This window comes from Symmachiella macrocystis (assembly GCF_007860075.1).
In the GTDB taxonomy this organism is placed as follows: domain Bacteria; phylum Planctomycetota; class Planctomycetia; order Planctomycetales; family Planctomycetaceae; genus Symmachiella; species Symmachiella macrocystis.
In genome coordinates, this window is the sequence record NZ_SJPP01000003.1 from 962,667 (window position 1) to 986,863 (window position 24,197).

Annotated in this window: 16 protein-coding genes; 10 read left to right on the forward strand and 6 right to left on the reverse strand. The window is 56.1% G+C overall.

The window, feature by feature from the left end:
* Positions 1-35: 35 nt before the first annotated feature.
* On the forward strand, positions 36-1,838 hold the full coding sequence (locus CA54_RS27180; protein ID WP_146374114.1) for a hypothetical protein: 1,803 nt from the start codon (positions 36-38) through the stop codon (positions 1,836-1,838).
* Between the two features lie 280 nt (positions 1,839-2,118).
* A complete protein-coding gene (locus tag CA54_RS27185) occupies positions 2,119-3,519 on the forward strand; it encodes a DUF1598 domain-containing protein (protein WP_146374115.1) in 1,401 nt (466 codons plus the stop codon).
* A 123-nt stretch (positions 3,520-3,642) separates the two neighbouring features.
* Here CA54_RS27185 and CA54_RS27190 read toward each other — a convergent pair whose 3' ends face one another.
* Positions 3,643-3,876: a BON domain-containing protein gene (locus tag CA54_RS27190; RefSeq protein ID WP_146374116.1), complete on the reverse strand. Its 234-nt coding sequence runs from the start codon at positions 3,874-3,876 to the stop codon at positions 3,643-3,645.
* A gap of 674 nt (positions 3,877-4,550) precedes the next feature.
* On the opposite strand from CA54_RS27190, the gene CA54_RS27195 reads away from it, so the two are divergent.
* The 6 genes from CA54_RS27195 (at position 4,551) to CA54_RS27220 (ending at position 13,909) form a co-directional block, all read left to right on the forward strand.
* On the forward strand, positions 4,551-5,351 hold the full coding sequence (locus tag CA54_RS27195; RefSeq protein ID WP_146374117.1) for a hypothetical protein: 801 nt from the start codon (positions 4,551-4,553) through the stop codon (positions 5,349-5,351).
* 71 nt (positions 5,352-5,422) lie between these two features.
* The gene (locus tag CA54_RS27200) at positions 5,423-6,055 is read left to right on the forward strand and encodes a hypothetical protein (protein ID WP_146374118.1); all 633 of its coding nucleotides are present in this window, start codon (positions 5,423-5,425) and stop codon (positions 6,053-6,055) included.
* Positions 6,056-6,493: 438 nt separating this feature from the next.
* Positions 6,494-6,988 (forward strand): FHA domain-containing protein, encoded by a 495-nt coding sequence (locus CA54_RS27205; protein WP_146374119.1) that lies wholly within the window; start codon positions 6,494-6,496, stop codon positions 6,986-6,988.
* Positions 6,989-7,247: 259 nt separating this feature from the next.
* The gene (rsgA, locus tag CA54_RS27210) at positions 7,248-8,363 is read left to right on the forward strand and encodes a ribosome small subunit-dependent GTPase A (RefSeq protein ID WP_146374120.1); all 1,116 of its coding nucleotides are present in this window, start codon (positions 7,248-7,250) and stop codon (positions 8,361-8,363) included.
* A gap of 256 nt (positions 8,364-8,619) precedes the next feature.
* Positions 8,620-12,372, forward strand: coding sequence for a HEAT repeat domain-containing protein (locus CA54_RS27215; protein ID WP_146374121.1), 3,753 nt, complete (start codon positions 8,620-8,622; stop codon positions 12,370-12,372).
* 82 nt (positions 12,373-12,454) lie between these two features.
* Positions 12,455-13,909, forward strand: coding sequence for a neutral/alkaline non-lysosomal ceramidase N-terminal domain-containing protein (locus CA54_RS27220; RefSeq protein WP_146374122.1), 1,455 nt, complete (start codon positions 12,455-12,457; stop codon positions 13,907-13,909).
* Between the two features lie 48 nt (positions 13,910-13,957).
* On the opposite strand, the gene CA54_RS27225 is transcribed toward CA54_RS27220, so the two are convergent.
* From CA54_RS27225 to CA54_RS27235, 3 genes are all read right to left on the reverse strand, one after another.
* Positions 13,958-14,731, reverse strand: coding sequence for an SDR family NAD(P)-dependent oxidoreductase (locus CA54_RS27225; RefSeq protein WP_146374123.1), 774 nt, complete (start codon positions 14,729-14,731; stop codon positions 13,958-13,960).
* 121 nt (positions 14,732-14,852) lie between these two features.
* Positions 14,853-17,114, reverse strand: a complete 2,262-nt coding sequence (locus CA54_RS27230; RefSeq protein WP_231963217.1) for a transglutaminase family protein — start codon at positions 17,112-17,114, stop codon at positions 14,853-14,855.
* 214 nt (positions 17,115-17,328) lie between these two features.
* Positions 17,329-19,185, reverse strand: coding sequence for a hypothetical protein (locus CA54_RS27235; RefSeq protein WP_146374125.1), 1,857 nt, complete (start codon positions 19,183-19,185; stop codon positions 17,329-17,331).
* A 232-nt stretch (positions 19,186-19,417) separates the two neighbouring features.
* On the opposite strand from CA54_RS27235, the gene CA54_RS27240 reads away from it, so the two are divergent.
* Positions 19,418-21,067 (forward strand): hypothetical protein, encoded by a 1,650-nt coding sequence (locus CA54_RS27240; RefSeq protein ID WP_146374126.1) that lies wholly within the window; start codon positions 19,418-19,420, stop codon positions 21,065-21,067.
* An 18-nt stretch (positions 21,068-21,085) separates the two neighbouring features.
* Here the strand turns inward: CA54_RS27240 and CA54_RS27245 are convergent, their stop codons facing one another.
* Together CA54_RS27245 and CA54_RS27250 are read right to left on the reverse strand one after the other, a co-directional pair.
* Entirely contained in the window at positions 21,086-22,207 is a 1,122-nt protein-coding gene (locus CA54_RS27245) for a prenyltransferase/squalene oxidase repeat-containing protein (protein ID WP_197532878.1), read from the reverse strand.
* 241 nt (positions 22,208-22,448) lie between these two features.
* A complete protein-coding gene (locus tag CA54_RS27250) occupies positions 22,449-22,955 on the reverse strand; it encodes a CinA family protein (RefSeq protein ID WP_146374128.1) in 507 nt (168 codons plus the stop codon).
* 177 nt (positions 22,956-23,132) lie between these two features.
* Here CA54_RS27250 and CA54_RS27255 point away from each other — a divergent pair, with 177 nt between their 5' ends.
* Positions 23,133-24,068 (forward strand): dihydrodipicolinate synthase family protein, encoded by a 936-nt coding sequence (locus CA54_RS27255; protein ID WP_146374129.1) that lies wholly within the window; start codon positions 23,133-23,135, stop codon positions 24,066-24,068.
* Positions 24,069-24,197 lie beyond the last annotated feature (129 nt).

Sequence of the window (24,197 nt, forward strand, 5' to 3'; positions counted from 1 at the left end):
TCACCGACGACGGGCTTTCAGGTCAACTTCCTGTTATGCCGACCACTGAAACGAAGCCAGGAGCCGATATCGACATTGTCGCTCGACGTAAGGAGATCATTCGCCGCCCTCCACGAATCGCCCGCTGGGTGGGGCGAGCGGCGCTGGTGGGCTACGTATTCGCGCTGTGGTGGTATCGCGCATGGATTGGTGAACATCTACCGGCGACGGCCGATGTGGTTTGGAGTTTTGATAGCCGCACCGCATTTTTGTCGGCGCTACAACAATTCGCCGTTGCCGCAGCTGTCGAAGCGGTCAAGTTTTTCATGATTGGACTGCTGGTCATGTGGGCCGCCGGCAAACCACGGTCGGACCACTCCTCGTTTCGCCGGAAATGTTTTCTACTCATCGTCGGGCTGGGTTTGACGACGGTTGTACGGGGACTGGAACTCGGCGACATGCCTGGCGGCGATCAACTCTGGATTCCCGTCATCGGCTGCCTGGCAGGCATGACGATTGGTTCGGCCACCTTGCGCGGCAAAAAAGGGATCATGCGTCTCTGTGCCTGGACATGCACCCATCTGCTGCTGTTCTGTCTGTTTCTGCTGTTCGTCGGATATCTCGCGACCGATGATCAGCCGCTCGATGTCCAACAAGTGGCTGTGACCGCTGCGGAAAAACGACGTTTGATGGACATGATCAAACAAGCGGTCCACCAACGCAGTGCTGATGGTTCCAACGACACGCGGCAAATCCGACTCAGCGAAAACGAAGTCAAAACGCTGTTTGCTTGGGGCATGGAAGCAGCGGGGACCGACCCGCGCGTCGATCTGCGTTTGGAACCGGAAACGGTCACCGTCCAGGCCTCACCTAGTTTTACGATTCCACTGGTGGGTAAACGTTTCGTCAATGCGCACCTGGCCGCCCAGGTCGATGTGAACGAAGGGCATCCACAGCTGAGCGTTGAGAAGTTACAAGTGGGGCGACTGGGCTGTCCCCAATCGGCGTGCGACTATGTGTCGCGTGCGATTTTGTCCGGCTTGCAGTTTGATGACGACATCAGCGATATCGTCAAATCCATCGAACGGCTCCAGGTCGAAGAGGCTGAGGTGACGCTCGTTGGAAATCGGACAGCCATCCGCGAAAAAGTCTTACCAGCGATTCAATCGAAATTGGGAATGTCGCCCCAATTGATCGCTGCCACTAGTGACCATTTGAAAAATATTGTTTCGACAGCCGGAAACCTCCCACAGGGAGATGCGCGGTTTGTGGCCATTGCCACCGAAGCGTTTCGATTCGCGCAACAACGCTCGACGGAGGGCGATCCGGTACTTGAAAATCAAGCAGCACTGCTCTCTTTAGGTATCGTGCTTGGTCACCGACGTGTCGCGGATCTCGCCGGCTCACCGGATGCTGTCCGGCAATGGTACATCGCACAAAAAAAACTCGGCTCCGTTGCGATACGTGGCCGTGGTGACTGGACAAAGCATTTTTGCGTGAGCGCTGCGCTGGAGGTCATGGCCGACAAGGCTACCAGCGACATGATTGGCGTGCTGAAGGAAGAGATCGATTCGGGTGGGGGGAGCGGGTTTTCATTTGGGGATTTGCTTGCTGACCGTGCGGGGACGCTGTTTGCCGAATCCGCCACGCGCGATGAGGCAGCGGCCCGAAAAATGCAAGAGCGTTTCGCTGGGGGCGTGACGATCGACGACATTTTCCCCCCAGCGGCCGACTTGCCCGAGGGACTTCAAGAAGCGGAATTGCAGGCTCAATACGGCGGAATCGATGGAGCCAAGTATCGCGAAGTCACGCAGGAAATCGAGCGTCGCTTGCAGCAATGTTATCTGCTGCAACCGTAGCCGACAATTTGCACAATTCTTCGAAAAAATCGCGGTTTGTCGGTGATCGGCCGCCATCGGTCTCCGTACAATCATTGAGAGCTGGAGCGTTATTGCGCCCCGACGTTGCGGTTTCACTCAGTGTTTCCCTAAGGCAATGGGTTTCCCTGAGACAATCCCTCTCGGTCTTTTGCCGTTTTTCGTGTGTTTCGCTTCTTTCGTGGTGAGTTCTTAAAGAGCGAACAAAAACTTGGCGCATCATCCAAAGATTCTGCACGTTCGTAGTACAAAGGAATCCCCCATGTTTCGTGGACCGGTTCGCCGCGCTGTTTGTCTTGCGCTGTCTTGCGCATTGCTGTTTGCCATGGCAGGCCCCGCCGCTGCCCAAATCTCTGGGGGAGATGGGACGGGAACCGGGACGGGGACTGCCACTGACGGTGCGGCTGCGGGGGTCACCGTCGATGCCGATGGGTTGGTCAAAACAATCATCGTGCCGGGCAACAAAAGGCTCAATAAGCAACGGCGAGCGGCGATCCGTAAGGAGTTGACCGAAGATCTGACGACGTTTAGCCCACTGCGAAAGGTGTCGCTGGTCCGCCTAGAACAAGCTTGCACCGAATTTGCCGAAACCCAAAAACACGTTACGCCTGACATGCAATACCTCGCAGGGTTGCAACGCATCGACTATGTCTTCGTGTTTCCCGAATCGCACGACATCGTGATTGCCGGGCCGGCAGAGGGGTTTGCCAAGGACGGAGCGGGACGGACTGTGGGACTAACGACCGGACGCCCACCGCTGCGGCTTGACGATCTGATGGTCGCTCTGCGAGCCGTGAATCGCGGCGAAGACGTCGGTTGCTCGATCGATGCCCGCCCAGAAAACCTAGCCAAGTTCAAGCAGTACCAAGCCGCCCACAGTGGCGCCGCGAGCGCCGCTGTCGGCAAAAAACGTTTTGCCCAAATGGCGAGAATTCTTGGCAATCAAAAAGTGACGATCTGGGGCGTTCCCCCGGACAGTCATTTCGCGCGGACCATGGTCGAAGCCGACTACTTTATGAAAAAAATCTCCATCGGGCAGTTGAATCTACGTGTGAGAGGCTTCAAGACGCATCTTTCAATGGTCGGGCCGGGCGATGATATGGCCAACCGCTGGTGGTTTGCGCCGTTGTACGAACCGTTCCAGGCCTCCGATGATGGCAATGCTTATAAAATCTCCGGGCCCCGCGCGCAACTCTTCGCCGAAAACGAAATCGTGACCACTGACGGAAAACGGATCGGCGTGGGATCCAAAGCGGCTAGTACCGATCGCTATGCCAACCACTTCACGGAAAAGTTTCCCGAACTGGCCGACGCGGTGCCGGCCTTCGCGGAATTGCAAACGTTGTTCGATCTGCTCACTGTCGCGGCATTGGTCGAAAAACAAGGATTGGCCGAGCGAATCGGCTGGTCGATGAGCTTGTTTCTTGACGATGAACGGGGCACGGTCGCCAAATGGAATGTCCCCCGCGATGTCCCCACATCAGTCGCCTATAAACGGACCCGTGGCCGCATGCTGATCGGTATGGTGGGTGGCGGGGTGATGATCGATCCGCGCCGGACGCTAGGGGCCGTTGCCATCGAAGCCGGTGATGAATCACTGATCGAAAAGCAAACCGCCGCCGAAGAAGCGGAAATCCCCGCGGGCCGTTGGTGGTGGGATTGATCGGCGGGTGTGACATCGCCGCGGACCACGCGCGACAACGGAAGACTGCTCAGCGACTCCGCAACGGAAAATTCGCAACGGTAGCTCACGCGAACTTCGCTTGAATTCGCGGAGCGGCGAAGCTTAGCGGATGACGACTTGAATGCGGTTGTCGATCCGGCTCAGGCCTTCGATGCGGCGGAGCGACTCTTGCGCCATCTGCTTATGGTAATACGATCCGACCACGCCGCTGAGTACGACGTCGGAGTCGTTGACCTCATACGACACATTGCGCCCAAAAGCCGAGAGATCACGCTGGATCTGAAAATGGATTTCGTCGTTTAGTTTGTGAGCGGCGTGGATCTCGTGTGTCGGCATAGTGCGGAATTTCTGGGTTGCGAAATTTAGCCGTGAATCGTCGTGCCCGACAGCGGCGCGCAGTCTTGAACGACGAAACCGTCATGCGGCGTGACGGCCGGTTGGGTGATTTCTTGGAATGTGACGTGTTTTCCATAGCATCGACAATTCCAACGACCACCCGAAGAGATTCGCAGGCGCAGCCAGTCGACTTTTGAGAAGAGGACGGAAAATCCGTTAAATGCGTCGCATGCGCTTGTTAGAGACGGTGATCGCGTTTGAAGATAACTGCCAATTCCTGCCTGCGGTGCGGACTCGGTTCTAAGATGCCGGCCGACGTTAAAACCGGACTGGACAGAACAACCGGAATCGATAGAATTCCGCCGCAACACGGGTGCTCCGCACCTAGGTAGCGCCTCGCGCATGCACAGAATGCGAGGCAAACGAGCTTTGCTCACCCACCATTTCACAATTCCATTCGAATACAGCGGTGGCTTCCCCAGCCGCCGAAAAAACACCGTCCCCACGATGAACTCACTTCCACTGGTTTCAGTACCCGGTTGGTCCGGTAGCGAACCGACCTTTCGAGCGGCTCACGGATCACACCACCGAGCGGCTTGAAATAAAACGTCCATATTCCCCAGTTGGGGCGAGAGCTCATCCGGTTTTCGTTCGGAAGAAAGGACCCCCCGTCCATGTTTTCGAGACTCACTTCGCTTGGATTGACGCTGTGCGTCTTCTCCGGCTGTCATTCCTGTGGTCCCCGCTGCAATTCCTGCGGCCCGACTATGGGATATCCGCAAAATCAAATCTATTCGACGCCGCAAATGGTGGTTCCCAACTCCGTGCAACCGGGAGTCCCCTCCGGTGGAGTCCCGGCAAACGGCGGCAGCAATGCGCCCCCTTACCAACCGCCCGTCACGAGTTCCCCCAGCACCAGCAGCGAAAATCCAGTGCCGGATTACGGTGATCCGCCTACGGACGTCGACCCCAATTACAACGTCCCCGCGGAGCCGTTGGGCGCGAATGATCAGTCAGACGATTTCCAATTGAGCAGTAGCCGAACGTCTGAACTTGAATTCGAAGATGACGAATTTGTCGAGCCGATCACCGTTCAGCCTGCCTCATCGTTCGGCAATATGGACAAGAACCGCCCCAAAGCAGTCAGTTCGAGCCCCAACCCCTACATGTATGACAAAGATACCGACGACTTCAATGGCGATGGCGTTGAGGAAACGTATGAGTGGTTGCGGGGCATAGTGAATTTTGATGCCCAGCGCCGTGAATGGCAAATCACTTACAATCCCGATCCCACTGACAGAGACGATAAGTATGGCGGGACATTCACACTCTCCAACGACGAGGGCCTCTACAAATTGGGACTGATCCCCGATGACGTCGTGTTGATCGATGGTCGCGTAGATATCGAAAACGTGAACCATCAAGGCAAACCGACCTACCGCGTCGAAAACGTCAAACGTCTCGAACCGGAATGAGAAGTTCATTCCGCGTGGTAGTGAAACCGGAATCGTTACAAGTTCGAGTTCGTTGACAAACGAGGGTCTCTGTGGAATCGATGATCAGTCAAAATCCTCCAGCGTCCACCTCTGGACAACTTTGGGAGGAACACGTTTCCCACGTTCAAGAAGTTATTAGCAAGTTTTCATTCTGGGTCTTGCTGTTGCCGGCTGCACTGTGTACCTGGATCGGCACGCAAACCCAAAGCCCCCTCTGGGAATATACGCTCAAGCCGTATCAAGAGACGTATGCACCAGCCGTATTGATGTTAGCTGTCGGTTTGGCCACGACCTTGTGGTTTGTGCGCCGCGGATTTTTCTATCGCTGGCTAACGATCCTGAGCGTCTGCCTGTTGTGCCGCGAGTTCCATTTTTGGGGCACCAGCACAGGAATCTACATCGCGATTCCGCTGGTGATGTGGTACGCCTCGGCGAATTTTGATTCGATGAAGCCCTACGTCAATCATCGACTGATCGTCTCGTTGTTCGTGGGCGCGTTCATCACGTATTTCTTCACCATCACCGTCGATCGCGCCGTTTGGAAATTTCTTCCCCATCACTCCCACTGGCGCAACAATGTGGAAGAAACTCTGGAAACGCTCGGGCACCTGATGATACTTGCAGTGATCATCATCTCCGCCTTCATTCCTCAGGGCAAATCGTCGACAGATGCCGCGAAGTAATATCGCCCTCGCACTTGCCCCGCGCCGCTGCAGCTATCTGTAGTCAACTGGCCCGAAGAGCCTCCTGCAGCGCATGAGCGTCAGCCCTCGTGGCCATAAAAGGGGCGTCTTGCAAATTCTTCCGGAGAGGCAGCAGAGCACCCGCACGGTCCTGCTATCGCTGCTGCGCAGTAATAAAAGTGGGTCAAACCGCACGAATACTACACCGAAACTGCCTAAAACTCGCGACAGCTGCGAACCACGGAAACTCCGCAAACGGGGCTTTTCACAAGAGTTGCGCCGTGAGATTCAAAGTTTTAATTGACCAAGCCTGTTCGCCCGGTTAGACTTAGAGTGAACGGATATCACGATTGGCGTTGTCTGACCAAGTCGTCCGTGTTTCCACCGCAGCTAACAATTGCAAAAAATGAACCCTCAAGGCTGAAGGATTCAATAATCATGTTATTAGGAGAGCTCGTCCCAATCGGCGGTGGGGACCCCATTCCGCTTCTAAAGGACAAGCTGCAGGTTGGTCGTCGCCCCAACTGCGACATCGTTCTGCGGTTCCCCAACGTCTCTTCGTATCATTGCGAATTGGAGTTGATCGAAGGTCATTGGTTGGTCACCGATCTTGATAGTCGCAACGGGACGAAGGTGAACGGCGAACGTGTCACGCGCAGATGGGCTTTCCCCGGCGATCAAATCGGCTTCGCCAAACATAAGTTCGAGATTTTCTACACAGCCGTGGGCGATGCACCACCGGAAGTCGAGGGTGCGGAAGCCCCGGAAGTCTTCGGTCAAAGCCTGATGGAAAAAGCCGGCCTCGTCCGCCGCAAACCAAAACGCGCCCCGTTGCCGCCCTCGTCCAAGCCGATCAAAGAAGTCGCCATGGCTGCTTCGGACAGCGATGAGTCAATCGCATTGGATTGGCTGTCGGATGTTGAAGAAGATTGACCACACAGTAATCCGCACCACAATTTACAACAGCTCTCCGCAGGCCAATCCCCCCGATTCGCCTGCGTTTTTTTACCCCGTAGGGTGCGTCGCGACGCACCTTTCGATGTAGGACGATAGATAGCCCCAACGTACAGACGGTATCGACAGACAACTGTTGTGCGAAAACCCTTACCCCGGCCCGCTCCCAGAGGGAGAGGGGGTAGTCGTTGTTTGATGCTCACTGTAAACATCCCCAGCCAATAGGACCTCTGCTCACTTGGGTAAACGTAAACAGAAAATTCGAGTTGCCCTGCGTAAAAACCGCCAAAAGAAGCCGCGGCGTCAAAATGATTTTACGCACGAAGACCTGGAGGATTCTAACCTTGCGCATGGCGAACGTGTTTCCGGCAAAGGGGATCTGACGCGACACCGGACCATCATCGGTGTCGAAGGCGATGAAAACACTGGCCTGACGATCGATGTCGATATGAGCCAATGCCGCGCCGGTCGGGTTCTGAGCGTGCATCGTTCCGGATTCATTGTGCAAGCCGATAACGGCGAGCGCTTCGAATGCGTTGTCCGCAACGTGGTGCGTGCCATTGCCAGCGACCAACGGACCGCCGTGGTTGCCGGCGATCAAGTCATGTTTCAACCCACGGTCAATGAACAAGGCGTGATCGAACGGGTCGAACCGCGCACGAGCACACTCTCGCGAGAAGTCCGCGGCCAGGAACATGTTCTCGTCGCAAACGTTGATCAAGTCTTGATCGTCGCCTCCTCAGCCGACCCGCCGCTCAAACCGAGCCTACTGGACCGGTATCTGGTGAGCGCGGCGGTGGGAGACATCGCGCCGCTAATTTGTATCAATAAAGCCGACTTGTCGAATCTTGCGGCGCTGCAACCGATCATCGGCCTGTATAGCCAACTCGGCTATACAGTTGTGACGACTTCTACTGTGTCGGGCTACGGTATCCCCCGCTTGCGTGAACTATTACGCAATCGTGAAACGGTCCTCACCGGGCAAAGCGGCGTGGGAAAATCGTCGTTGCTCAATGCGCTGCAACCCGGCCTCAAACTGCGCACGGGTGAAGTCAGCGGCGATAGCCGCAAGGGAAAACACACCACGACCTCGGCAAATCTGCTGGAGTTGAATTTTGGAGGTTGGGTGGTCGATACACCGGGCGTCCGTCAATTCGGGTTGTGGGATACGTTTCCCGAAGAGGTGGAAGGCTACTTCGTGGAATTCCACCCGTTCGTCCGTGACTGCCGTTATCCCGATTGCACGCACACTCACGAAACGGACTGCGGAATCAAACAGGCCGTGGCGCGCGGCTTAATCTCCGAGTGCCGATTCGAAAGTTACCAACGCATCACCGCCGGCGATTTGGTGTGACCGTTCACAGTCCGCTGGTAAAAACCGTAGAAACCGCGTGCTCGGCATCCTCTGAAAACCGGACGCTCCCGGCGCAATGCTCCTGTTGACCACGGGGAGACACATCGGTTTTTGATTTTTGAGTTTCGCGAGTCGGGTCGCTTTATCCCCTCTGCCAAAGTCGCTTATAATAAGCCGCAGCGCGCGGTTCGCTCGTTACTGCGGCGCATAAACTCCGCGATATGGCCCCACCTGAAATTTGAGGATACTGTCCATCATGAAGTTGATCCTACGTCTGGTATTGTCGCTCGCCGTCTGTGGCGGAACGGCATTGATTGCGGAAACGTGCTCCGCTGCTGAACAAGGTGCCCCCGAATGGATTTGGACCGCAGGCGACTTGACCAGCGCCAAGACCGCGTACTTTCGTCAGGAGATCAAACTCTCCTCGCCGACAGACGTCACGATCGACATCACCGCCGATAACTCTTACGAGTTGTACGTCAACGGCGACCTCGTGGGCAGTGGTGATAATTGGCAATACGTCAAACAGTTCAACATCACCAAACGCGTCCAACGCGGCAAAAATGTGATTGCCGTTAAGGCAACCAATGCCTCAGAAGGCTCCGCCGGATTGTTGGTGCGGGTGCTCGTCGAACAGGGTGGCGGCGGTGATGTGATTTTCGTTTCAAACGGGACCTGGAAATCCACCGACGAACCGCAATCCAACACGGCGTGGACGGCTCTGAACTACAACGCCGCCAACTGGAAACCAGTGCACGTCCTGGGAGCCTACCCCGATGCGGAACCGTGGAAGACTGTCACATGGGCCTCGAAACTCAAAGATCGTTTTCTAGCGGCTGAAGGATTCAAGATCGAAAAAGTCGCCGGACCGGATGTGACCGGGACGCTGATCAACATGTGCTTCGATGGAAAAGGCCGCATCATCGCCAGCCAGGAACGCGGACCGTTGTTGATGATGATCGACTCCAACGGCGACGGCGAAATGGACAAGACACAGGTCGTTAGCGATGACATCAAAAACTGCCAAGGTGTCTTCGCTTTCGATGACACATTGTTGTGTGCCGGCGAAGGCCCCGATGGCGTCGCTTTGTATCGCCTGAGCGATCCCGACAGTGACGGCAAATACAAAACAACCGAAACCGTTCAAATCTATGACGCAAAAATCGCCGACCACGGACCGCACGCCATTCTGCTCGGTCCGGATGGATTCCTCTACAACGTGATGGGCAATCACGCCAATATTAAGGGCGACGTCAATCCCGATAGTCCGCACCGCGATTATTACGAAGGGGACTTGCTCCCGAAATACGAAGACGCACGCGGCCACGCGCGGGGTAAAAAAGCGCCGGCCGGACTTGTCTATCGACTCAACCAAGACGGGACTGATTGGAATTTGGTCGCTGGCGGATTTCGCAATGAATTCGACATGGCCTTCAATGAAGAGGGTGAACTGTTCACTTTCGATAGCGACATGGAATGGGACGTGGGCCTGCCTTGGTACCGACCGGTTCGCATCAACCACGTTGTCCCGGGTGGCGAATTCGGCTGGCGAAGCGGTGCGTCGAAATGGCCCGACTATTACTTCGACAGCCTGCCCTCGACCGTCGACATCGGCCGCGGTTCTCCCACGGGCGTTTGCTTCTATCACAACGACACCTTCCCCGAAAAATACCGTGACGCATTCTTCGTCGCCGACTGGTCGCAAGGAAAGATCCTAGCGATCCACCACAAAAAAGATGGCTCGACCTACAAGGGTGAGGTCGAAGAGTTCGTGACCGGAAATCCGCTGAACGTCTCCGACATCGTTCCCGGTCCTGATGGCGATTTGTATTTCTGCCTCGGGGGACGGGGGACCGAAGGTGGGATTTATCGCGTGACTCCCGAAAATCCGGGAACCGCGCGTCAGCCAAAATCGAATTCTCCCGTGGAACGCGCCTTGGCACTTCCGCAACCCTCATCCGCTTGGACTCGCGCCCAAGTCAAAAAACTCGAAGAGGACTCGGGATCGAACTGGCGGTCTGACCTGACCAAAGTCGCCGCTGATCCCAAACGCACTGTGGCGGACCGTCGCCGCGCTGTGGGCATCCTGCAACAATTCTCCGACGGCCCACCGCGACGCCTGTTGGCCGCATTGGCAAGCGACGACAAACCGCAAATGCGAGCACTCGCGCTAACGTTGCTTGCCATTCACATCGACGACGAAGCCGAACAGATCATTATCCAGGCGCTGGGCGATTCCGATCCGGTCGTCCGCCGCCGCGCCTGTGAAGCGTTGATTCGTGCCAACAAGACCGCTCCGGTGGAAGTCGTGTTGCCCATGCTGGCTGAGCAAGATCGCTTTGCTCGATACGCCGCGCGGGAATTGCTGCAGCGTCTCCCGGCCGAGCAATGGGCCGATGCAGTACTGACCGCGGACGATCCACGCATCGCCGCCGCCGGAATGTTGGCGTTGGTCATCAATTCTCCCACAGCGGAACAAAACGAAGCGATTCTGAAACGCTCCGTCGCGCTGCTACGATCGGACTTGCCTCCCGCCGATGCGCTGGATGTGTTCCGCGTCGCCGAATTGGCACTGCAAAACGAAGGGACGACAGAGGCCTCGCGTTCCAACCTGTCCCATGCAGCGCTGCAACTGTTCCCTTCGACCGACAACAATTTGAACCGCGAATTGGCTCGTGTTCTGGCGTATCTTCAAGAGTCGCGGGCGATCGACAAACTGATTACCTACTTGCAAAACTCTAAGGATCCGGCTGATCAAATCCATGCCGTCTATTGCCTGCGTTTCATTACCCAAGGTTGGAAATGGGAACAACAAGCGGTCCTGTTTGAAGCCCTCGACCGTCTGGCCCGCCTAGAAGGGGGAGCCAGTTTCCGTGGCTATCTGGAAAATATGACGCGCGATTATCTCGCGACGCAAAAAGACCCGACCCGTGTGAATTTGCTAGCACACGCAGCGGAATTCCCCATGCCCACGCGGTTGATGCTCGAAGCTCTCTCCGCCGAACAGGCGACCACTTTCAGCAACGATTTGATCAAACTGGATCAACAACTCGCCGACGCGGAAATTGCCGCTGATGCTCAAGCGCAAATCGCGTCGGCCATTGTCGATGCCTTAGGCCGCAGCAAAGCGCCGGAAACTAAGGATTTTCTTCGCAAGTTATTCGAACAACAACCGGACCGCCGCGAAGGAGTCGCCCGCGCATTGGCCCGCCAAGCGGACCAGGCAAACTTTGCACCGTTGGTAGCGACATTGCAATTCGGCGACAAGGGAACGCTGCAAGCAGTGATTCGTGGCTTGCTGAAGATCGACGCCAAACCAGAGAAGCCGCAGGACATTCGCACAGCAATTATCGCCGGTTTGAAAGTTGATAAAAACAGCCGCAAGGAAGTGGTCCGCCTGCTTAATAAATGGACCGACCAAGAGGTTGCGGAGGATTCCGACTTGGCTCCGTTCCAGTCGTGGTTTCTTGAAGAATATCCTGACCTGCCGACGGCTGAACTCCCTCAAACGGCAAAGAAATCGAAATGGGAATTCGATCAGATCCTCAAATTTGTCACCGATAGTTCCAGCAGTGGCAAAGGAGACGCCGCGAAAGGGGAGGCGATTTTCGAAAAAGCGCAGTGCATCAAATGCCATCGCTTCGGCCAACGGGGTGAAGGACTCGGCCCCGACCTGTCAACCGTCCGCAAACGCTTCCAGCGCAAGCAGATTGTCGAATCGTTGTTCTATCCTTCGGCTGTGATCTCCGACCAATACCAAAGTGTGTCGATCATCACCAACGATGGATTGACACACACCGGTTTAGCGGTCGAACAAGGCGGTGCCTATGTCGTGTTGTCGACCGACGGCACAAAGACGACGGTCAGAAAGTCCGACATCGATGAAATGATTTCGTCGAACACCTCCGGCATGCCCGAAGGACTGCTTGATGTGTTGACGTTGGCCGAAATCGCCGACTTGTTCGCCTTTCTGGAAACGACGCCCGATGCCGTCGCGACCAAAAAATAAGACGATCACCGCGGGTGCCACTGGCGGCTTGTCCGCCAGAGGGCCCGTGCTGGCCGGTCGGACCTGAAAATGGATACTGCCGATGCCTGCGCACATCACGCCGACCAGCCGTTGCCGTTTGGGAATTGGCCGCAGCGACATCACGCCGCCGGTGGGGATCTACCACCGATTTTGGGGGGCGGCCAAGCATGATCGTGCCACCGGTGTGCATCGCCCCTTGCTGGCGACGGTGCTGATCATCGAACCGTACGAACCCGGTCCCGCCAACAAGCACACCGTCATGGTCGCCTTGGATCATTGCATCCTTCGACCTCCCGAATTGGCAGAGCTGACCTCTGCCGTGTGCCAACTCATTGGCGAAGATGCATCGCAGCTCACAATCACCTTTTCACACACGCACTCCGGGGGCAATTTGTGCAAGGATCGCGTCGAGTTGCCCGGCGGTGAATTGATTGTCCCTTATCTGGAATCCTTACCCGAAAAAATCGCCGCCGCCTATCACGCAGCACGCGCAACGCTACAAACCGCGATCTTGACATACGGCGCAACGACCTGCGATATGGCGCGGCAACGCGATTTCTGGGACGAGGAGCAGAATTGTTACGTCTGCGGCTTCAACCCACAAGGCCAGTGCGATCAAACTTTGTTAGTCGTCCGCGCGACCGGCGAACAGGGGGACACGCTGGCCACGATCGTCAACTATGCCTGTCATCCAACGACGTTGGCTTGGGAAAACACGCTGATCAGCCCCGACTACATCGGAGCACTTCGCGAAACAGTCGAACAAGTCACCGCCGCCCCTTGCTTGTTTTTGCTCTCTCCCTGCGGCGATGTCGGACCGCGGGATGGTTTTGTCGGCGATCCGGCGGTCGCTGATAATAATGGTCGCCAAGTCGGTTATGCCGCTCTGGCCGTGCTACAGTCGTTGTCGGCCGCAGCCCATGATTTTCACTACATCGGCCCCGTCCTCTCGGGAGCCACGCTCGGAGCCTGGGAATACCGGCCGCACACCGCCAACCGCGCCGCCGAGACCGCGAACTTTCAACATCGCCGCTGGCAAGTGTCGCTCGACTACCTCGACGGGTTACCAACTGCAACAACCGTCGAAGCAGAGTTGAATGCGCTCATTGCCCAGGAGTTGCAAGCCCGTAAAACCGGCAACGACACTGCCGCGCACGAACTGCGCGTTCTGGCCGAGCGAAAGCGGCGGCTCCTAGAACGCATCGCCCCCTTGCCGCCGGGCGACCACTATCCCTTTACGGTCGAAATGGCAAAACTGGGCGACGCGATTTGGATCGCCATCGAAGGGGAGCCATACAACCTCCTGCAGCAAGAGCTCCGCCAAAGCTTCCCCCACACCCCGCTGATCATCACCGTCCTGGCCAACGGCGCCCGAGCCAGCTATCTTCCCCGACAAGAGGACTACAACAATGCCCTCTACCAAACAGAAATCGCCCTACTCGCCCCCGGCGCTCTGGAAACCCTCACCCAAGCCATCGCCAATCAAATCACAGAGTGGACGGGGGATGAGGCCTGAGGGGTGAGGCTTGAGGAAATGAGATTCGGCAATCCTATCCCCTACTGCCTACTTCGCCGTCCACCCCCCATCCACGACCAGCATACTCCCCACCATGTAACTGGCGGCGTCGCTGGCGAGGAAGATGGCGGCGCCTTGGATTTCCCGCAGTTCGCCCCAACGCTGGCAGGCGGTTGCGCCGACGATCGATTCCTTGGCTTCTTTGGTCTCGGCAATCGGTACGTTCATCGGCGTCAAAAACGGGCCGGGGCAAATCGCGTTCACGTTGATGCCGTGCGGCGCCAATTCCAGACCGAGCGCTCGCGTCATTTGCGCCACCGCTCCTTTACTGGTCGCATAAGGAGTCCGATTCGCCAAGCCGACCAAACCCAACGTGCTCGACAGGTTGATGATTCGCCCGTAGTTCTGTTGTTTCATATACGGCGTGACCGCTTGCGAACAGAGCCAAACTCCATTGACGTTGATATCCTGTACCTGCTTGAATTCTTCGTAGGTCAACTCGTCAATCGGCCCGCGAATGTTGATGCCGGCGTTATTGATGAGGATGTCGATCTTGCCGAACTCTTCTAACGTGCGGAGCACCATCGCTTCGACCGCAACCGGATCGGTGACGTCACTGGCAATCCCGACAGCGCGGTGGCCGAAGTTCTCAGCAATCTCCGCCGCAGCCGCTTCCGCTTCGTCGGCATGTCGACTGGTAAGCAGCAGATCGGCTCCGCAAGAGGCCAACCCCGCCGCCATCGCCGTCCCCAACCCCTTCGATCCGCCGGTGACAATCGCCACACGGCCGGTCATATCAAATTGCTTCACTCCAGGTAACATCTTGTTGTACCCCTCTAAGGTGTTTTGATCTCGGTGCAATCTACATTTTTAATGTTTTGATTCTTGCACAAGCTACCGACGCATGAAATCTGTGGCTCAATGAATCTTTGTTCGGTCTCCGTCAACGCGGCCGGTCTAGAATGCCTCGCAACTCCTCGACACGCTGCAGGTTGATCCCCTCCGGACGGTGCTCCAACAGCCAGTCGGCATCCTCGGCGGCGGCAGCGCGGCGTTCGGTTTGGAAGCGGAGGACCGCGCGAATCCAGCGTGACTGCGCCGCTTGATTGTCGACTTCTACGATGGCAGTGACATAGCGTAGCATCCCTTCAGGATCTTGCTCCTCTTGCGCTAAACCGAGCAGATTCGACAACATGCGAATCACGATGTCCCGTTTGGTGGCTGTCTTCAAATGTTCGTCGGTGAGCGGGATGCCGCGGTTGGCTTGGAGCATCATCGCTGCCGATTCTCGGCTGAGAAATTTGCCGCCGTCAAACGGATCAATCAGCTGTGAGTCCCCTTCCTGGGGTTCGTGCCGCACGATGAAATGCCCAGGCAGCCCCACCCCGACAACGTTCAGACCGACGCGGCGTGCCAGTTCCATGTAGAGCACCGAGAGCGAGATCGGCAGCCCTTCGCGATCGTCGATCACCTCGTTCAAATAACTGTTGGATTTGTGATAATAGTTGGTCCGGCTACCGTGGTAACCCAAATCGGCGAACATGGCACTATTTAACGCGGCCAATTTGTCGTTTTCCGAAGCATCGTCGGGAAGCTCTTGTTGAATACCGCGGGCCATGCGATTGATTTCCTTTTGATACAGCGCCGGATCGAGTTCGTCGTTGTCGAGCTTTGCCACCAACAGCGCCGCTTGCAACAGGTCAATCTGTTCTTCATCGGCCGTTAAGGTTTTCACCAACTCAGCCACAGTCGCATTTTGGTGGATTTCGTCCGCCAGCTTTCGCAGTTGGGCCGCCTGTTTTTCCAGTTTCGCCGCGCGCGAGCGAAGGACGGTCAAGCTAGCCGGGCTATCGGGCAGCAATGTCTCCACCAACGGCTTTGAAGGTGGTCCCGTGGTGGCAATTTCACCGACCACTCCCTCGATGCGTGACGCGACTGCCGGGTCGATGCTCGTTTTGGGAATCGATTTGGCGACTTGAAAGTTTTTAAACACCGCCTCCGTATCACGAAACTTCGCCAAACCGACTTGGCCGGACGTCATCCCGCGGTCCTCGGATTCAAACACCAGTTCGTCGTTCACGTAACACAATATTCGCTTCTCTTCGATGCGTACCTTAATGTTGTTCCAATCACCGGCGCGGTAGTTGGGCGTGTATTGGTGTTTGAGAATCGTCCAGGAAAGTACATCGGGCCCGTCGAAACGCGTCAACCGCATCCGCGCGCCGCTGGGATAAAATCCATAATGCCGATCGTTGCCATCGGAGTGAAACACTAACCCAGCTGCGCCGCTTTCGTCATCCAAACGCAAGGTCACGGCGACCTCATAGGGCAACTTGGGAACCTCGACGGTACTCAACACAAATGACCGGCCACCAAAGCCGCTGCCGGTCCCTTCCACGGTCATCCGTCCCGAACGTTGCCGCCATGTGGCCCCCAAGTGCGGCGTCCATTCTTGAGGATCGAGTGCCCCGATCGTCAGCCATCGCGCGATCGGCACCGGGTTGGGTGTTTCAATCAGCTTTTTGAGCGCATTGACCGGCATGGCAAATCCCAAATTGGCCGTGTATTGCGCCTTCATCGTTAATAGGCCCAGCACCCGCCCCCGCATGTCGAGCAACGGACCACCGCTGTTGCCGGTCTCGATCGGAATCGCCAATTGCAGCATGTTCCGCCCGTCGATTTCACGCGTCCCGGAAATCACGCCGCTCACCACACTGTTGTTCAATCCATAGGGATTTCCCAACGCGATCACCGGCTGGCCGTTTTCCACGCTGTCGGAATCCCCCAGCGGCAGCGCGGGTAAATTCTCGGCTTTGATTTTAATCAAGGCCAAATCGAGTTTGCGGTCCGACGCATGCACGACGTCTGCAGGATAAGAATCCCCTTGGGAGGTTTTGACGGTGATCGGCCGCGCTTCGGCGATGACGTGCAGGTTTGTTGCAATCAGGCCGTCCGGCTCAATCACAAATCCCGTCCCCAAACCAACACGGTCCCCCCGTCGTCCGGTGACGGTGATTTCAACGACCGCTTCCTCGGCGATTTTTGCTAGCTGTTGAACCGTTAAGGGCGACTCGCTGGGAAGGCTGATCATTGAATCAGCGGCTATCGGTTTTGCTGTCTCGGTCTCTTCGGCCGAGAACAACGGCCCCGTGAGCAACGTGCCTAAGAGAAACCAACAGCAACAACATGCAACGCGCTTTCGCATTCCCATCAACAACTCCTCAAACCGGGGGAGGGTGCTTCCGTGAATTCGGAACTCGACCGTGGTTTCATCGTAGCTGGCAGCTAAGATCTCCGCAATCGCGCTCTCTGTTTTCAGTTGTTGAGTGTATCGCGACAAGCATTTTTGAGGTGGGACGGGAGTTGAAACTCTTCAACAAGGAATTGCGCAAAGATCTTGCGCGATTTCCCCTGCTGCGTTAAAACTTGATATCGAGCGTGCTCGTATCGTCTGTGGCCACCGACTTAATCCCCGTCAATTCCTGCCGCTGGTCCCCTTCACCAACGCGAATCGTATACACGCCTTCCTTGAAGACTCCCGGGCGGAATTTTGTGCCGGAGATGCGGAACGTGTAGACGACTTCATCCAATGCTTCGTCAACGACCTGCACCACCGGGTTCTCTTGGCCGGTGATGTTCAGCGTCGGGAGATAGGCGAGCGGCTGGCGGTGATAGTTGTCTTGCTGGGTGATCGTAATCGGCCAACCGGGATGTTGCGCGGTGCCCGGTTCGGTCACATCCACATGCCGCGGCCAACATTCCATCACGATGTTCCGCGTAGGTTTTTGAAATCGCACGATGCCATAACCGGCGGCGTTGTGGTTTTCCATCTTGGGATTGGCATAGGCCTGCATCGTGAGCTTGTTTCCCAATCCATCAAAGTACCGACCTGTGAAAGGCAGCGGATTGTCGGCCGGGTGATTTTCCGGTTTTTCCAGCGGCCACCACCAACGTCCATAAAAATTGACAATCGAGGGCACGCAAAACGACACGCCCGCATCTTCCCAGGAATTGATCCCGTGGTGGATCACAGTCGCCAAGTGCTGATCACCGGCGATGTGAAATGCGAAACTCCGTCGCATCTCCTCCAGCGCCCGCGCGCGACCTGCTTGCGGCCAACCGTTGGAATCGAGATCGGCCAGTAACCGACCATTGTGACTGCCGTGAATGTGCGCGCCCCCGGCAAAGATGGTTTGCGACAGCACCGCTTTCATCTCCGCCCCCTGCCAGGTTTGTCCCCACTCCCGTAAATACTTCAACTGCCGGTCTCCCAACAGCCGCGCTTCAGGAACATCGACCGAGGCGCGATCGTAGCTGGGATTATTGATGTGATCGGGGCGCGGGCCTTGCTGCGGAATCAACCCCGCCGGGCCGGTTTTCCATTTGCGATCTTCGATGATGGCAAAATCGATGCCCCCCACATTCAGCGATGTGTAATAGACCGTAATCCCCTGCCCGACCGGGGTCGCGTCGTACGGGTCGGGCAGATGGCTGGTTTGGGCCCGCTGCACCATGTTCACGTATTCCGCCGGCATGATATATCCACCATCCGCCCCGCCGCGGAGTTTCGACACCTTGCCCGCTTCGCCCCACAGGTTCCCCTGCCCCACATCGTGGTCATCGGGGATCGTTATCGTCGGCCGGTCTTTGATGATCTCGCCAAACTGCCGGCCGAACAACAACCACGCCGCCGTGTGTGCGCGGTGGTCGTAACTTTGATCACCCGAGAAAAACAACAAGTCCGGGTCCTGCGCTTTCACGTTCCGTACAATGTCTTCCCGCATGCCGCGATCGCTGTTGGAATTGCCCGTGAAAGCGGCGACCACGATTTCCTCCTTGTCGCGGGGATCCTTACGAATCCGGCCTTCAAATTTCGCCCCGCCGGGATGCGTGACGCGATAACGGTGATCGCGGGAATGATCCCAATCCTCAATCCGAAACGTCGCCAACCAACCCGTCTCGTCGACGTTGGCTCGGGCAATCGTTTTCCAATTCGTGCCATCATGAATCTGCAGCGTCACCTCGCGCGACTCACCATCGCGGAGCGGATAAAGTTGTGCGGACAATTTGAGCACGCCGTTTTGCACCGTATACAGCGCGAAACAAATCGCCTCATCCCGCGGCACCTCGGGAATCGTTGGCTTGCCCCCTTTGCGGTCAATCGTAATCGGCTCCGGAATGGAGTCCGAGGGGAATGCCGTAGTGGCCGTCGCCGTTATGGTGATCACTGTGGCGATTAAGGTGATGTATTTTCTGATGAGGCGTGAGTGGTTCATCGTGGCGCTCGTTTGGCTGGTGGTCTGTGCTAACGGTTTGTGGTCATTGTACGGGCGTTGCGTTAGTTGTGCCAACGTCGTGGAAATTTGAACTTGCCAGGGAAAAGTGGTGGTTTTATGCTCAAAATCAATGTAATCTGGCGTGAGCAAATCGCCGTCCTAAACTAAAAATTGGTTGCTCGACATGTCTGATCTCCTCGCCTCGCGGGAACGTTATCGGCCCGATGGAAAAATGAAATGGGAACGTTTACCACTGCTACTTGGAGGTTCTTTGCTGGCAGCGATCGGTTTGGCATGGCTGCTCAATCTTGCTCTTGAAACCGGCTGGTATTACCTCCCGTTCACACCTCTCATTGCCGCACTGGTACTGAGTGGTGTGCTGGTTTTTCTCATTCAGTGGAGCCATTGCCGCAAGCCGATCTTTGCTGCGTTTCTCGGACTGGTGATGTCATTGATTGCCTTTTTGGGCGTTTATCATTTTGGTTTGATCAATGCATTGCCTCCAGGAAATGCGCATCGCATCGACCTGCTTCCTGAATATATCAAACTGCGCATGCAGTTTGACCAACAGGACGAAATTGGCAAACCGGATAAAGAAGCGGCAAACCCGGCAGGCAACCAGATGCCGCTTCGGCCAAAGAACCCTGCTGACGAAGGGCATAATTGGTTCTTGTTTTTTTGGAGCCTAGTTTTCTACGTTGGCTTTAGCCTTTTTTTTGCGTGGGCGCGTGCGCGTCGCGCGTACTGTCCAGAACTCAAACAGTGGATGATTCGCGAAAAAATTCCACTTCAGAAAGGGGTATCCAGAACAGCGCGTCCACTCTTTGAACAACAGGACATCGCGGGATTCATAAAGGTGATTAACAGTTCTCGCGCTGTGGAACCAAACCGAGCGTCTTATTGTGCAGTCGAATATGCCCCAACAGATGACGAATCCCCCTTGGCGTATCCCACCTATCTCAGTCTCATTGACCCGCATTGGGGATTAGGAACTCTTCGGATACTCACCGGAATGAGTTCGCGATTTCACCAGATACGGCTCGAGCCTCAAGAATCGTTGGCGTTTCAGCCTCTGTTTCCGAATTTCGCCGACAAGTTGGCCGAGGCTCATAGTGAATTGAGAAATGCGCCGGAAGAGGATTTGGAGACAATCAAATCCACCGAACTGCCGTTTTCGCAACATTCCGGGGAAATTGCTACGATCGCGGCGGTCTCAGAGCCCTTTCGCGGAAAGGTCTTTACGAGGGGGCGTTCGATCGTAGGTGGTTTTCTAGTGCTCTTCCCGCTTATTTTGGCAGTCGCCGGATTGTTCGTGGGCGGATGGGGCATTTCAATGCTCAGTCAAGGTGCGAACCCGATCGTTGCAATTTCGATGCTAGCAATGGCGCCAGTACTGGCCATTGGCGGCGTGCTTGTTTTTTACCGTGGGGCGTATTTATTCGAATGCTGGTATTGGTCCCGATTATTGTTTTCTGCATTACGGCAACGTCCCGATCCATATGTGGATCCAAATGACCCAGACGCATTTTTGGTTGGAATCACTTTGCGAGAACGCTGGATGCGCACTCAATTGGAAACCGACAGCGACTTGGGTCTTATGAAGTTGGCCCCGAAAAAGTCGCTAATATTGCTGGAAGCAGACTTCAATCGTTATTCCATCCCTGTAGGTGCCCTGCTGGGAGCTACGCCGGAATGTTTTCGCAATCCGATGGATAACAATAGCGAGTTCTGGTACGTGCGTCTTATCGTACGTACTGAGGAAGGCAAGGAAGAGATTCTTGTCTGCCATCGACTTGCAGAATTCCGCCCACGCGCCAACGAAATCCGCCAATTCTTGGCCGTTGATCTGTGTCGTCGAATTCGGGCATTCACTGAAACTTAAAGGATGTCATCACAACCGCTACTTCGCCGCCACCTTCGGCAGCGCGTCGCACATTTGCAGCGCCAACAACGGATAAGCCGTTCCGCTGAACGTGATGAAATGCCATTTGTCGGTGTTCAGCGAACGGGTCCACCAGCGGCCGGATTCGCGCTGGTTGGCTAACAGCCAAGTGATGCCCTTTTGAATCCGGGGATCATCCGCGGGGAGGCCTGCTTCTCTGAGCACGATGATTGCCAGACCGGTTTGATGACCGTCGCTGGGAGGATTGGCGAATTCCGGTTCGCTACGCAGTTTCTCCGCGCGGTTTCCTTTGCCCCAACTCTCCGGAGCGGCAAACGAGCGAATTGACCAGCCGCCATCCTCGCGTTGATGTGACAGTAACATTTCGATGAGTTCTTGCTTTTGCGTCTCATCGATCAGATCCGGCATCCGTGTGGAGGCCCACAACAGTAACGTCTTGCCGTAATCATGCGGCGGTGTTTCGCTGCGCAGAAACTGCTTGAGCTTGCTGATTCCGGCTTTGGCTTGTTCGTCCGGGGGATTTTGCAAATACCCTGGTGCGGTCGCCAGGGCCATCGCGGCGGCTGTGGCAACGTGATAGGTGTCCGATTCATACGGCGGCCAACAATCGGTGTTTGCCCAAGTGCCGTTTTCCAATTGAATTTCAAACAGAAACGAAAAGGCGTCAATCGTCTCGGGCGACAATTGCCCGGTGATGTGTGCATCCCATTCCGCCAAGCCCCCGGCAGCGTAGACCACCTTGACAGGGTTCACACCTTTGAGCAATGTCTCACGCTTCATCATCTTTAAGTCGATGATTTGCTCCAGCGCGAACTGCCGCAAGTTGTCTTCCGGTTTTCCCAACGATGCGGAAAGCGCCGGACGTGTGACCAAGTGCACTCCGGTGGTATGGCAGGCGATGCACTTGCGTGTTCCAATCCAAGCCGCTGCGCTTTGTTGCAAATACGTCGCCGCCTTGTCCGTCGAAAACGCCGCCGCGACCGGTTCGTCCGCCGATGCCGCGGGAACCAGAATATCATCGTATTGATACTGATAATCGGTCTGAGCAAGGGTCGTCGATGCTGACATCAGCACAACAACCACCGGTCCGGCAAAGGCAATAAAGCGGCTCGATTTCATCGTCGATGCTCCGAAAGCTTTGGCACGACCGCTGGTTGACTTCGCTCCGCCGATGGACAATTCCGCGCAAATCCCGATGGGATTGCTATGCACAGAATTTTTCAACGTGGCAGGCGGAAATCGACGCTGTGGTCGTTTCACACGGGGTGGGTCAGTGGGTGGGAGCATCCATGCCAAGGTCTTCCAGCGAGCGCCTATGCCGCATATTACACTTTTGACACGTTGTAATCCAGCAAGCCGACTAAACAAAATCCGCTTGGATACTGGAATTTAGGCAGTTTAGCAGCACCCCTGTCGCCTCGCGTTGTCGCTCGCCGCGCGTCGAACTCTCCAAGACTACCCGTTGGACGCTGGTGACGTGTACCGTCTGTTGTTGCCGCTGCGCCACAGCGACATAGACCACACCATCTTGTTCCGCCGGGGCATCGGGCCCCAAGTGCCCGGTAATGGCGGCCGAAACATCGGCCTCCACGGTGTTTTCCAACACGCCGATGGCCATTTGCCGCACCACCGGTTCGCTGACCGCCGTAAACCGGGCCAAGTCTTCAGCCGATACTCTCAACCAGTCCTGCTTTGTCCGTTCGCGATAGGTCACCGCCGAGCCGCACAAATACGCCGATATTCCCGGGACGGATGCCAACGTTGCCGCCGCCAATCCCGCGGTACAACTCTCAGCAAAGACCACCCGCAATTGCCGGTCGGCCAAAGTGCGGGCCAAGTCTTGTGTGATTTCGTCAAGCGATTGCATACGGTCCTCATTTCAAAACAGCCCTGGGATTATTGGCTTTGCGCATGATAACAGGTCCTGAGCACGACTGTCGTTGTCCGACACTTGACCGCGCCGCCGGAGGGACATACAAACGACTGCAACGCTCGTCTCGAACCGGCGGCGGCATTTCATTTATCGGTGAGGAGTATCAATATCATGGCGATTGACCCGGCTGTCTTGCGCGGCGTGCATTTGGTGCCGCTGACGGCTTTTGATAAATCTGATCACATCAACGAAACTCTGCAAGCGCAACATACCCGTAATATGTACGACGCCGGTGTGCGTCTCTATTTGCCGGCAGCCGGCACCAGTGAATTTCAAAGTCTCTCGTTGGATGAAGTTGTCAAACTGGTGAAAATCACCCGTGAGAATTCCGGGCCTGATGCACTGATTTTTGCGCCGGTGGGATTGCAACTCCAGCACTCCATCGAAATCGGCCGCCGCGCGCTGGAGGTCGGGGCGACGGGGATCATGTTCATGCCCTTCGTGCATCCCTATCTCAGCGACGAGGGTGCCCGTGATTATTATTTGCAGGTGATCCAAGCCACGCAATGCCCGACGTTGATCTACAAAAAAGCAGCCATCCCCAGCGACGCACTGCTGTTGGAGTTATCCGACAACGAACATGTCGTCGGCATTAAGCATGCCACGAATGCGATGCACGAATTCCGTAAAGTGATCCAAGCCGACGGCGGTCGCACGGAGTGGATTTGCGGTTCCGCCGAGCGGTTCGCGCCGTACTACATGTTGGCCGGCTCACCCGGTTTTACCACCGGGGCGGGTAATTTGTGTCCCCATTTGAGCCTGGCCTGTCACGCAGCCTTTGCCGCTCAACAATGGGATGAAGGCATGCGGCTGCAGTCGATCATTCAACCCATCGAGGATTTCCGCGCCCGTAGCGGCGACAGTTACAACGTGAGCATGCTGAAGTACGCCATGAGCCTCATCGGCCCCGACTTCGGCCCCGCCCGCGCGCCGCAACGACAACTCACCGCGCAAGACCACAGCGAAATCGATGCACTGATGCAACCGATTCTCGCCGCCGAAGCGGAAGTCAAAAGCGAAGCACAAAGCGTCGGGCTGTCGCGGTGAATGGAGGCTTGAGGCTTGAGGGGACAGGCTTGAGGGAGCCTGTGGTTGTCTTTGGGTGATGAGGATCGTCTTGATGAGGTGGGTCGTCTTGTTGGTCTCTGACGGGCTACGATAGAATGGAAAGTACGA